This window comes from Pseudomonas sp. TWP3-2 (assembly GCF_049897765.1).
Classification (GTDB): domain Bacteria; phylum Pseudomonadota; class Gammaproteobacteria; order Pseudomonadales; family Pseudomonadaceae; genus Aquipseudomonas.
The window spans coordinates 1-13,748 of the sequence record NZ_JAFCWW010000007.1 but is presented as its reverse complement, the minus strand read 5'-3'; the positions used below and the strand labels follow the sequence as shown (position 1 = coordinate 13,748).

Sequence of the window (13,748 nt, the reverse complement as noted above, 5' to 3'; positions counted from 1 at the left end):
AAAACGCGTGCAAGAGTTAATCGAGTCGGTAGGACAACTTTCGGCTAAGCAAAGAAAGGCTCTGGCGGTTCTGCTCAAGCAGAAAGGCGTCAACCTCTTTGACATTGCCCCGGTTTTCAAGCGCACGGCTGAAGAGCCGTTGCTGCTGTCCTACGCCCAGCAGCGCCAGTGGTTCCTCTGGCAATGGGCGCCGCACAGCGCGGCCTACAACATTCCGACGGCCCTGCGTTTGCAGGGCCCGCTGGACGTGAATGCGCTGGAGCGCAGTATCGAAGCGCTGATCGCCCGTCACGAAACCTTGCGCACGGTGTTTTCTCAAGAAACCGAGCAACCTCTGCAAACGATCCTGCCCGCAGGATCGTTTGCCCTCGATATCCATCAACTGAATCCTCAGCTGGCGAATGATGCGGATGCCTCGATCCAGGCGTTCGTGCAGACCCAGAGCCAGCAAACTTTCGATCTGCAGCACGGCCCGCTGTTGCGCGCGGCACTGCTGCAGGTCAACGCCAATGATCATGTGCTGGTCCTGACCCTGCACCACATCGTCTCTGACGGTTGGTCGCTGCAGGTGATGATCGAAGAACTGGTGCAGCTGTACGCCGGTTTCAGCCTTGGCCACGACGCCGGTCTGCCGGCGCTGCCGATTCAATATGCCGACTATGCGCTGTGGCAGCGCCAGTGGATGGAGGCCGGCGAACAAGCGCGGCAACTGGCCTATTGGCAGGACAAACTCGGCGGTGAACAGCCAGTGCTGGAACTGCCGCTCGATCGTCCGCGCAGCGTCGAGCAGAGCTTCGCCGGTGCCAGCCATAATCTGATTCTCGATGCGCAACTGAGCAACGCTTTGAAGGCGTTTGCTCGTCAGCAAAACGTCACCCTGTTCGTGTTGCTGCTGGCATCGTTCCAGGCCCTGCTGCACCGTTACAGCGGTCAGTCGGACATCCGCGTCGGTGTTCCGGTGGCCAACCGTGGCCGGGTGGAAATCGAGCGCTTGATCGGCTTCTTCGTCAACACGCAGGTGCTCAAGGCTGATGTCGACGGCCAGACGCCGTTTGTCGATCTGCTGCGTCAGGTCAAGCAGGCCGCGCAAGAGGCTCAGGCGCATCAGGACTTGCCTTTCGAGCAACTGGTCGAAGCACTCGAGCCAGGCCGCAGCCTGAGCCACAGCCCGTTGTTTCAGGTCATGTTCAATCATCAGGCGGAGCGTCGCAGCAGTGTCGAGACGCGCCTGAACGGGCTGAGCATCGAGCCGCTGGAATGGCAAAGCCAGACTGCGCAGTTCGATCTGACCCTCAACACCACCGAACAGGCGCACGGCATCGAAGCCGTGCTCAAGTACGCCACCGATCTGTTTGACGCGTCGACCATCGAGCGCCTGGCGCAGCACTGGGTCGCGTTGTTGCAGGCGATTGTCGAGCAGCCGACAGCGCGCATCGGCCAGTTGCCGATCATCAATGAGGCAGGTCAGCAACAGCTGCTGCGCCAGTGGAATCCGACGCGGGTCGAGCACCCCGTCGAGCAGTGCCTGCAACAGGTCATCGAAGCCCAGGCTGAACGCCATCCCGAAGCGACTGCGGTGACATTCGCCGGCCAGTGCTTGAGCTACGCCGAGCTGAATCGGCGGGCCAACCAGTGGGCACATATGTTGATCGCGCGCGGCGTCGGCCCGGATGTGCGGGTCGGCGTGGCCGTCGAACGCTCACTGGAAATGATCATCGCGATTGTTGCGGTGCTCAAAGCGGGTGGCGCGTATGTGCCGCTGGATCCGGGTTATCCCGATGACCGTTTGCGCTTCATGATCGAAGACAGCGGCATCGAATTGTTGTTGACCCAAGGGCATCTGTTGGCGCAACTGCCGGTGCCGCCGGGCCTGGCCTGTGTCGATCTGAGCCAGCCAGGGGAGCAGGGCAGTAACGCCAACCCGGTCTGCCTGACCACGCCTGACAACCTCGCCTACGTGATCTACACCTCGGGTTCGACCGGCAAACCCAAAGGTGCGCTGCTGCCGCACAGCAACGTTATCCGACTGTTCAGCGCGACCGAACATTGGTTCGGCTTCGGGCCGCAGGACAGCTGGACGCTGTTCCATTCCTACGCTTTCGATTTCTCGGTGTGGGAGATTTTTGGCGCGCTGCTGTACGGCGGCAAACTGGTTGTCGTGCCCCACGACGTCAGCCGCAACCCGGACGATTTCTACAATTTGCTGTGCGATGAAAACGTCACGGTCCTGAATCAGACGCCTTCCGCGTTCAAGCCTTTGATGCAAGTGGCCAGCGAATCGTCGCGCGCCAACGCGCTGCGTTATGTGGTGTTCGGTGGCGAAGCGCTGGAAGTGCAGAACCTGCGTCCGTGGTTCGAGCGTTTCGGCGACCGGGCTCCGACGCTGGTGAACATGTACGGCATCACTGAAACCACGGTGCACGTGACATATCGTCCGCTGTCCATGGCTGACCTTGAGCAAAGTCATAGCAGCCCGATCGGTGAGCCGATTGTCGACCTGTCGTGGTACTTGCTCGACAGCACGCTGAATCTGGTGCCGCAGGGCTGCATCGGCGAGTTGTACATAGCCGGCGCCGGCCTCGCCCGGGGCTATCTGAATCAAGCCGGCTTGAGCGCTACGCGCTTCGTTCCCGATCCGTTCAACGCGCGGCCTGGCGAGCGTCTGTACCGCACCGGCGACCTGGCGCGGCTGCGTGGCGACGGGGTGATCGAGTACATCGGCCGGATCGACCATCAAGTGAAGATCCGCGGTTTCCGTATCGAACTGGGGGAAATCGAGGCGCAACTGCTCAAGCACCCGGATGTACGTGAAGCCGTGGTGCTGGCGGTCGACGGTATCAGCGGTCAGCAACTGGCAACCTGGATCGTCGCGAGCGAGGTGCTGGAAGCCGAAGGGCAGGGCGCACTGCGTGATTCGATCAAGGCGCATTTGCGCGAAACTCTGCCGGATTACATGGTTCCGGTCAGTTGGGCATTCCTTGAGCGCCTGCCCCTGACGGCCAACGGCAAACTGGACCGCAAACAACTGCCGCATCCGGAAATCGCGCAGGTGCAGGAAGTCTATGCGGCACCGCGCAACGAGCTGGAACAGCGTCTGGCGGCGCTCTGGCAGGACGTGTTGAAGGTCGAGCGGGTCGGCCTCAATGACAACTTCTTCGAGCTGGGCGGTGACTCGATCATTTCGATTCAAGTGGTCAGCCGTGCCCGTCAGGCAGGCATCCGCATTACTCCCAAAGACATCTTCCAGCATCAGACCGTGCAGCGCCTGGCCACGGTTGCGCAACAGAGCGACGTGGTGCTGGCAACTCAGGGCGAGGTGTTCGGCGACGCCGTGCTGACCCCGATCCAGCAGTATTTTTTCCACAGCGATATCCCCGCGCGTCATCACTGGAACCAGTCGATTCTGCTGACCCCGGCCACACCGCTGGCGGCGGAACCGCTGGAGCAGGCGCTGCAATATCTGCTAAGTCACCATGACGCTTTGCGCCTGCGCTATCGCGAAACCGCGGGTGGCTGGCAACAGGCGCATGCCGCGCTGGAGCACAGCCAGACGCTGTTGCGCAGCGTTACTCTGCAAGACAGCACCGAGTTGCCGGCGCTGTGTCAGGAACTGCAACGCAGCCTCGATCTGGCCAACGGCCCGCTGATCCGCGCCGTGCTGGTCGACTTGCCGGATGCCAGCCAGCGTCTGTTGCTGGTGATCCATCACCTGGTGGTCGACGGTGTGTCGTGGCGCATCGTGCTCGAAGATCTGCAACGCGTTTATCAACAACTGACCAGCGGCCAGCCACCGCGCCTGCCGGCCAAGACCACCGCGTTCAAGGATTGGGGCGCGCGTTTGCAAGCGCATGCGCGCAGCGCGCAGTTGGAGTCCGAACTCGATTACTGGCACGGGCAGTTGCGCGGCGCTCAGGTCGAACTGCCGGTCGACAACCCGCAAGGCCAGTTGAGCAATCGCTTCGAACGCAGCGTCGATACGCGTCTGGATGCCGAACGCACCCGCCAACTGCTGCAACAGGCGCCGGCGGTGTATCGCACCCAGGTCAACGATCTGTTGCTGACCGCGCTGGCGCGGGTGTTGTGTGAGTGGACCGCGTCTGACAGCGCTCTGGTGCAACTCGAAGGTCACGGGCGCGAGGATCTGTTCGATGAGCTCGACCTGAGCCGCACCGTGGGTTGGTTTACCAGCATGTTTCCGGTACGCCTGACGCCTGCCGCCGGTTTCGAAGCCTCGATCAAGGGTATCAAGGAGCAATTGCGGGCGATCCCGAACAAGGGCATCGGCTACGGCTTGCTGCGCTATCTGGGCAGCAGCGAGGCACAAGCGGCGTTGCGTGGTGCCGCGCAGCCGAAGGTGACGTTCAACTACCTCGGCCAGTTCGACAATAATTTCGATGCCGATGCCTTGTGGGTGCCGGCCACCGAAGACAAGGGCGCCGGTCAGGATGAACGGGCACCGATGGCCAACTGGCTGACGATTGATGGCCGGGTTTATCAAGGGCAATTGAGCCTGACCTGGACCTACAGCGCCGATGTTTTTGAAGACGCGACGATCCAGGCGCTGGCGCGTGCCTATGAAGTGGCGCTGGCCGAATTGGTCGAGCATTGTCTGAACCATCCGAGCGGCGGCCTGACGCCGTCCGACGTGCCGCTGGCCGGGTTGTCGCAAACCCATCTGGACAATTTGCCGGTGGCCGCTCACCGGATCGAGGACATCTATCCGCTGGCGCCGATGCAGCAGGGCATTCTGTTCCACAGTCTGTACGACGCCGATGCCAGCGCGTATGTCTATCAAATGCTGCTGGACATCGAAGGCCTCGACGTTGCGCGCTTCCAGCAAGCCTGGCAACGCGTGGTGGATCGCCACGAAGTGCTGCGCGCCGGTTTCATCTGGGGCCGCGATGGCCTCGACGCGCCGCTGCAAGTGATCCATCGCCAGTTGCCGCTGGAAATGCCCGAAGTGGATCTGCGTGGCGAGCCGGATCTGGCGGCGGCCATGGAGGCGCGTGCCCAAGCCGATCTGGCGCGCGGCTTCGACCTGCAGAATCCACCGTTGCTGCGTCTGTGCCTGCTGCGCACGGCGGATGAGCGCCATCGGCTGATCTTCACCTGCCATCACATCCTGATGGATGGCTGGAGCAACTCGCGGATGTTCGGCGAGGTGTTGCAGGACTACGCCGGACACCCGGTGCCGGGCGCTCAAGGGCGTTACCGGGATTTCCTCGCCTGGCTGCAACGCCAGGACAAAGCGGCCGCGCAAGCATTCTGGCGCGGGCAACTGGCGCAACTCAGCGAGCCCACCCGACTGGCCTCGGCCTGCCACGGCAAAACCCTGGCGGGCGCGGGCAAGGGCGTGCATCGCCTGACGTTCGACGCGGCATTTACTGCTCGGCTCAACGGTTTTTCGCGGCAACAGCAAGTCACGCTCAACAGCGTGGTGCAGGCCGCATGGTTGCTGATCCTGCAGCGTTACACCGGCCAGGCCACGGTCGCCTTCGGTGCAACCGTTTCGGGGCGCCCGGTGGATCTGCCGGGAATCGAACAGCAACTGGGCCTGTTCATCAATACCTTGCCGGTGATTGCCAGCCCGCAGCCAACAGTCAGCGTGGGTGACTGGGTGCGCAGCGTGCAGGAGCAGAACCTGCTGCTGCGCGACTTCGAGCAAACGCCATTGCAGGACATTCAGCGTCTGGCCGAGCTCAGCGGCGAAGCGCTGTTCGACACGTTGCTGGTGTTTGAAAACTATCCGGTCTCGGAAACCCTCGAAGCCAATCCTGGCGGCTTGCGCTTCGGCGGTCTGGAGCACCGTGAGCAAACCAACTACGGCCTGACGCTGATTGCCGGTGCCGGCGAAACCTTGAGTCTGGACTTCAACTATCTGACCGAGCAGTTTGCCGAGTGCAGCATTGTCGGGCTGGCCACGCATCTGCGAGAAGTCCTGCAGCAATTCCTCGATGCGCCGCAACAGCGCTTGGGCGAGGTCGGGTTGCTGTCTGCCGCCGAGCACGCGACGCTGGCGCAGTGGAACGCCAACCATGGCGCCTACCCGGTCGAGCGCCTGATTCATCAAAGCTTCGAAGCGCAGGTGGCCAGCCGTCCACAGGCACTGGCCCTGAGTCATGGCGGCGCGACCCTGAGCTACGCCGAACTCAACCAGCGCGCGAATCAGTTGGCCCGCCATCTGCTGGCGCTGGGGGTCGGTGCCGAGGTGCGCGTGGGCGTGGCGATGCCGCGCTCGGCCGAACTGGTGATCGCCCTGATGGCGGTGCTCAAGGCGGGCGGCACCTATGTGCCGCTGGATCCGGACTACCCGGCCGACCGTGTGGCTTACATGCTTGGGGACAGTCAGGCGAAAGTCCTGCTGACCCAGCAGTCGCTGCTGGCGCAATTGCCGCAGACCGACGCGCAGGTGGTGTTGGTCGAGGCGGGCGGTAAGGCGTTTGCCGACGCGGCACTCGACAACCTCGACGCGCAGGGCGACTCGGCCAATCTCGCCTACGTGATTTACACCTCCGGTTCCACCGGCAAACCCAAAGGTGTGGCCATTGCGCACCGTAACGTGCAGGCGCTGATTCATTGGTCTGCCGAGGTCTACAGCGCGGCGGATCTGCAAGGTGTGCTGGCGTCGACGTCGGTCTGCTTCGACCTGTCGGTGTGGGAGGTTTTCGTCACCCTCGCGCGCGGCGGATCGATCGTCATGGCGCGCAATGCCCTGGAGTTGCCGGACCTTGCGGAGCGCGATCAGGTGCGGTTGATCAACACCGTGCCCTCGGCCATTGCCGCGTTGCAACGCAGCGGGCAGATTCCGCACGGCGTGCGCATCATCAACCTGGCCGGTGAGCCACTCAAGCAGAGCCTCGTCGACACGCTGTACCGCGAGACCTCGGTCGAGCATGTCTACGACCTGTACGGGCCATCCGAAGACACCACGTATTCGACCTGGACGCGCCGCGAAGCGGCGGGTCAGGCGAACATCGGCCGGCCGCTGGTCAACACCGCCGCCTACGTGCTCGATGGCCAGTTGCAGGCGGCCCCGATCGGGATCGCCGCCGAGCTGTATCTGGCCGGCGACGGCATCACGCGCGGCTATTTATTGCGCCCGGGACTGACTGCCGAGCGCTTCGTGCCCAACCCGCTGTCGACGACCGGCGAGCGTATGTACCGCACCGGCGACCTCACGCGTTTGCTGGATGATGGCCGGCTCGAATACGTCGGTCGGATCGACCATCAGGTCAAGGTGCGTGGCTTCCGGATCGAGCTGGGTGAAATCGAAGCCCGCCTGCTGGCACAGGAGAGTGTCCGCGAGGGCGTGGTGCTGGCGGTGGATGGCCACAGTGGTCAGCAACTGGTGGCGTATGTGGTGCCAAGCGACTGCAGCCTGAGCCTCGTCGAACTGGATGACTTGAGCGAAGCGTTGCAGACCTCGTTGAAAGCGCATTTGCCGGATTACATGGTGCCCGCGCAATGGCTGTTCCTCGAACAGTTGCCACTGACCCCCAACGGCAAACTCGACCGCAAAGCCTTGCCTGCACCGGACGTCAGCCAGTCGCAGCGTGAATATGTGGCGCCGTCGACGCCGCTGGAACAGCAACTTGCCAAGGTCTGGCAGGACATTCTGAAGATCGAACGGGTCGGCGTGACCGACAACTTCTTCGCTTTGGGCGGCGATTCGATCATCTCGATTCAACTGGTCAGCCGTGGCCGTCAGCAGGGGATTCGGTTTACCCCGAAAGATCTGTTCCAGCAGCAGACCGTGCAAAAACTCGCTGCTGTGGTATCGGTCGATCATGCAGATTCTGCGAGCGACGCTCCTGCAGACTATCCGTTGGCCCAACTGGATCAGGCGCAACTCGATGCGTTGCCGGTACCGGCCGACATGATCGAGGATGTTTATCCGCTGTCGCCGATGCAGGAAGGCATGCTGTTCCATACGCTGTCGGATAATGGCAGCAGTCTTTACATGCAACAGGTCAGCCTGCCGATCAAGGGCCTGGACGTGGAGCGCTTCCGCCAGGCGTGGGAATTCGTCATTGTCCGTCAAGCGATTCTGCGTACCAGTTTCCATTGGCAGGACGGTCTGGCCAAACCGTTGCAAGTGGTGCATCGCCACGCCCCCTTGCAGATGGAGGTGCTCGACTGGCGTGAACGGGATAGCAGCGAAGAGCTGATCGCCGAATTCGCCAGCAATGACCGTGCCCTCGGCTTCGATCTGGCCGATGCGCGCTTGCAGCGGATCACCCTGCTGCGTCTGAGCGACGAGCAATACCAGATGATCTGGACCAGCCATCACATTCTGATGGATGGCTGGAGCAGCTCGCGGTTGTTCGGCGAAGTGTTGCAGCACTACTCGACGGGCACGGTCAGCGGCGAGAACGGGCGTTATCGCGATTTCATCGCCTGGCTACAGGCGCAGGATCAGGACGCGCAGGAGCTGTTCTGGAAAGCGCGTCTGGCGCCAGTCAGCGAACCGACCGCGTTGAGTCAGGCGCTGCATCCGCGCCACGCCGCCGATGTCAGCGGCCACGATGCGATCTACTCCAATTGGGATCAGCAGCAGACTGCGCGGCTGTTGCAGTTCTGCCGCGACCTGCGCATTACCCCGAACACGTTGATCCAGGGCGCGTGGCTGCTGTTGTTGCAGCGCTATACCGGCCAGCGCACGGTGACCTTCGGTGCCACGGTTTCCGGGCGCCCGGAAGGTTTGGCGAATGTCGGTAACATGCTCGGCCTGTTCATCAATACCTTGCCGATCATCCAGACGCCGCAGGCGGATCAGCGTCTGGCTGACTGGCTGAACGAGGTGCAGGCTTACAACCTCGACATCCGTGACTATTCCCAGGCGCCGCTGGCCGATGTGCAGCGCTGGTCGAATCTCGGTGGCCAAGGGTTGTTCGACAGCATCATCGTGTTCGAAAACTTCCCGATCGATGATCGTCTGCAGGAGGAAAACGACACCGATCTGACCTTCGGCAAATCCATTGGTCACGGCGTCACCAACGTGCCGATGGACCTGGCGGTAATGCTCGGCGACGAGCTGTCGATCGAGTATTTGTACCTGCGCAGCCATTTCAGCGCCGAGGCCGTGGAAGGCATTCGCCAGACCATGGAAAACACCCTCGCCGCGATGATGGCGGCGCCGTACGAGCGCCTCGGTAATTTGCAGCGCCTGAGCATCGAGCAATGGCAAGCGGCCCAGTCCTGGAGCGCCGAGCCTGCGCACACGCATCAAGCGGCGCTGTTGCCGGAACTGATCAGCCGTCATGCGCAACAGCAGCCGCACGCCACTGCGCTGCAATGCGCCGGGCTGAGCCTTAGTTACGCCGAACTCGAACAACGCGCCAACCGCCTGGCACATTGCCTGATCGAGCACGGTGCGGGGCCGGAAGTGGTGATCGGCGTAGCGCTGCCGCGTTCGCTGGAAATGGTTGTCAGCTTCCTTGCCGTGCTCAAGAGCGGTGCGGCGTATGTGCCGCTGGACATCGATTATCCGCCTGAGCGTCTGGCGTTCATGATCGAGGATTCACGCATGGCGTTGCTGCTGACCCAGAGCAGCCTGCGTGCCACGCTGCCGGTCCCCGAAGGGCTGCTGCGGCTGGAAATCGACCACCTCGATGCAAACCTTTACGCCGATCACGCGCCGATCTGCCGCGCACAGGAACAAAGCCTGGCGTATCTGGTTTATACCTCCGGTTCGACCGGCCGGCCGAAGGGCGTCGCGGTTACGCAGGGGCCGCTGAGCATGCATTGTCAGGCCATCGCCGAACTGTACGAAATGGACAGCAGCAGTTGTGAACTGCACTTCATGTCGTTTGCTTTCGACGGCGCGCATGAGCGCTGGTTGAGTACGCTTTACAGCGGTGGTCGGCTGGTCATCCGCGACGGCTGTCTGTGGACGCCGGAGCAGACTTACGCGGCGCTCCACGAATACGGCGTGACGATTGCCTGCTTCCCGCCGGCCTATCTCAAACAACTGGCGGAATACGCAGCGGCCAGCGGCATTGCGCCGCCGCCCGTACGCATTTACTGCTTTGGCGGCGACGCCGTGCCGGATCAGACCTTCGAACAGGTTAAGGCAGCGCTGCGTCCCGAGTACTTCACCAATGGTTATGGCCCGACCGAAACCGTGGTCACGCCGATGCTGTGGAAAGTGCCTGTCAGCCAGCACTGCGAGGCGGCTTATGCGCCGATCGGCCGTGCGGTCGGCGCGCGTTCGCTGTATGTGCTGGACGAGGATCTGAACCCGCTGCCGCCAGGTTTTGCCGGCGAGTTGTACATCGGTGGTTATGGGGTCGCCCGTGGCTACCACGGCCGACCGGATCTGACCTGCGAGCGCTTCGTGCCCAACCCGTTCGCGGCCGGCGAGCGGCTGTATCGCAGCGGAGATCTGGTGCGCCTGCGTCAGGACGGCGTGGTCGATTACGTGGGACGCATCGACCATCAGGTCAAGGTGCGCGGATTCCGCATCGAGCTCGGTGAAGTCGAAGCCAGTCTGCGTCAACTGGAAGGGGTCAGCGATGCACTGGTTATCGCCCGCGACAATGCTTCCGGCAAACAACTGATCGGTTACGTGGTGACGCCAACCGGTGAGGACATCGGCGATGAACTCAAGGCCGGGCTGCGCGCCACGCTGCCCGAGTACATGGTGCCGGCACAGATTGTCTGCCTGAGTGCTTTCCCGGTCACGCCCAACGGCAAACTCGACCGCAAGGCGCTGCCGGAACCCGACTTCACCAGCGATGAATACGTTGCGCCACGCAACCAGCAGGAAGCGCTGCTGGCTGAGATCTGGGCTCAGGTGCTGCAGGTCGAACAGGTAGGCATCAGCGACAACTTCTTTGAGCTGGGCGGCGACTCGATCCTCAGTTTGCAGGTGATTTCCCGCGTCAGGAACCATCCGACGTTACAGATGGATTTGAAGCTGCGCGATCTGATGCGTTATCAGACCATCGCCGGCATCGTCGAACAGGGCGTGGCGAAGGAGGGCAGTGAGCAACCGCAGGCGGACCTCACGCAAGTAGCGAGTGAAGGTTTGTTCAATCTGTTGCCGATTCAGGAGTGGTTCTTTGCCGAGGGCATGGCCGAAGCCCACCACTACAACCAGTCATTGTTGCTCAGTGCGCGGCAGCCGCTCGATCTGCAAGCGCTTGAGCAAGCGTTGGGCTGGATCGAAAAACACCACGATTCCTTGCGCCTGCGTTTCACGCAAGAAGGCGGGCGCTGGCTGCAACGCTATTGCACCGCCCCCGGGCAGGAAGAAGCGTTGCTCTGGCGCCGAGAAGCCGAGAACAGCGAGCAGGTCGAAGCGCTGGCCAACCTCGCCCAGCGCAGTCTGAAACTGGATGACGGGCCTGTGTGGCGGGTGATGCACGTAGCCCTGCCGGACGGTCAGGCGCGACTGTTGGTGGTTATCCATCACCTGGTGGTCGACACGGTGTCCTGGCGGATTTTGCTGGATGATTTGAAAGTCGCTTATGAAGCGTGCGTGCAAGGTCTGCAACCACAGTTGCCGATTCGCAGCAGCAGTTATCGTTCATTTGCCGAGGCGTTGCAGGCTCAGGCACCGCAGATCGCCGAGCAGGAACTGGCGTACTGGCTGGAGCAACTGGATCAACCCGGCGTCGACCTGCCTTGCGACAACCTGCGTGGCAAAAATCAGGTGCGCCAGCAGGCGCAGGCGCGGCTCAAGCTGTCGCGCGAACACACCGAGCAGTTGCTCAAGCAGGCACCGGCGGTCTACCGAACGCAAATCAACGACCTGCTGCTGTCGGCGCTCAGTCGCGCGCTGTGCCGCTGGAGTCAACAACCGTCGGCGCTGATTCTGCTGGAAGGGCATGGTCGCGAAGACCTGTTCGAGTCCATCGACCTGAGCCGCAGCCTCGGCTGGTTTACCAGCATGTTCCCGGTACGGCTCAGCCCGGACAGCGATGACATCGGTCGTTCGATTGTCAACGTCCAGGCGCAGTTGGCGGCGGTGCCGAACAAAGGTATTGGCTACGGCGTGTTGCGGCATCTGGCGGGAGCCGGGGTGTCCAGGCAACTGGCTGATCTTCCGCAGGCACGGGTGACCTTCAACTACCTCGGGCAGTTCGACCAGAGCTTCGACGAGCAGGCGCTGTTGGTGCCGGCGCTGGAGGAGACTGGCGACAACTACAGCCTCAAGGCCAACCTGGGCAACTGGCTGGAAATTGTCGGACAGGTGTACGACGGCCAATTGGCGTTGCGCTGCATTTACAGCAGCCAGCGTTACCGGGCCGGCACCATGGATGCGCTGATGCAGGACTTTCAGCGTGAGCTCGAAGCATTGATCGAGCACTGCATGGCGCGCGTGGGCTGATCGCCGCGCAGTTGGTTATTTCCGGGGGGCGCTGCCGAGGCGCCCCCTTTTTGCTGACACAAGGATTCTGACGATGTCATTACACCCTGATCTGGAAGCCTTTCTCGACCTCGCTCAAGACAGCCAGGACGCGGGCCTGCCGGCCATGCACCAAATGACCCCGACGCAGGCACGCGAGACCTTCGAGCAGACCACCGCGCAGTTGCGCTGGAGTGCGCCCGAGGATCTCGACGTGCAATCCATCAGCGCCACCGCGCGCGACGGTGCGCCGCTGGCTCTGCGTTTATACCGCCCGCACGGTGAGCCTGCGCCGCTGCCGCTGCTGGTGTATTTCCACGGCGGTGGATTTGTGGTTGGCAGCCTCGATTCCCATGACGGTGTGTGCCGCGAATTTTGCCGGCGTACGCCGTGCGCGGTGCTCTCGGTCGGCTACAGACTGGCGCCGGAACAGCGTTTCCCGACAGCACTGGAAGACGGCGAAGACGCCCTGTCGTGGGTGGCCGAGCAGGCTGTTGCACTGGGCCTGGACACCGGGCGCGTGGCGTTTGGCGGCGACAGCGCCGGTGCCACGCTGGCCACGGTATTGGCGCTGCAAGCGGTGGTGCAACCGCACACCGTAGCCATCGCGCCGAAGGCCCAGTTATTGTGCTATCCGGTCACCGATGCCTCGCGCGCGCATGATTCGCGGGCACTGTTCAGCGAAGGCTATTTGCTCGAAAACGATACGCTGGACTGGTTCTATCAGCATTACGCACGCAGCCCCGAGGACTATCTGGATTGGCGTTTCTCGCCGTTGCTCGCCGAGGATCTGCACGGCGTGGCGCCGGCTATCGTGGTGTTGGCCGGGTTCGATCCGTTGCTGGATGAGGGGCAGGCTTACGTCGACAAGTTGCGTGCGCATGGGGTGAGTGTCGAGCTCGAACATTGTTCGGGGTTGACTCATGATTTGCTGCGCCTGGGTTCGGTTGTGCCTGAGGTGTTGCAGGTGCATGAGACTTTGAGTCGGGCATTGGCTCGGGCGTTGGGGTGAATATCCGTTGCTGCGGTGATGGCTGCTTAGGGTTCCGCCCTGACGGCGGGTCACCTTTTCCAGACGCCGGGATGCCGGCCCAGCGAAAAGGTAACCCAAAAGGCTTTACCCTGACGTTCGGCCCTCGCTGTGGCTCGGGTTCCTTCGCTCCGGGATTGTTCCGGGGGCATCGCCTCCGGTTTGCTGCGCTGCACCTCCTCTCGATGTGTTTGGCTGCGCCAAACGTCGCTTCGCTCCCACCCCCGGATCAATCCCTCCACTCAGCCTGCCGATATAGGTTATCCGTTCCTTCCTCTTCCATACTTCGATGTCTGGAAGTCAGTCTTGATCAGGGAAGGAACATGCACCTGTAGGCTACGAATATGCCTGCCAAGCACTCGATGA

At 62.3% G+C, this 13,748-nt stretch carries 2 protein-coding genes; both read left to right on the top strand.

What is annotated here, in order from left to right; all coding sequences use genetic code 11:
* Positions 1-7: 7 nt before the first annotated feature.
* Positions 8-12,334: a non-ribosomal peptide synthase/polyketide synthase gene (locus tag ACP7EE_RS12485; protein WP_426234751.1), complete on the top strand. Its 12,327-nt coding sequence runs from the start codon at positions 8-10 to the stop codon at positions 12,332-12,334.
* Between the two features lie 73 nt (positions 12,335-12,407).
* On the top strand, positions 12,408-13,364 hold the full coding sequence (locus ACP7EE_RS12480; protein WP_426234750.1) for an alpha/beta hydrolase: 957 nt from the start codon (positions 12,408-12,410) through the stop codon (positions 13,362-13,364).
* Positions 13,365-13,748: the final 384 nt, after the last annotated feature.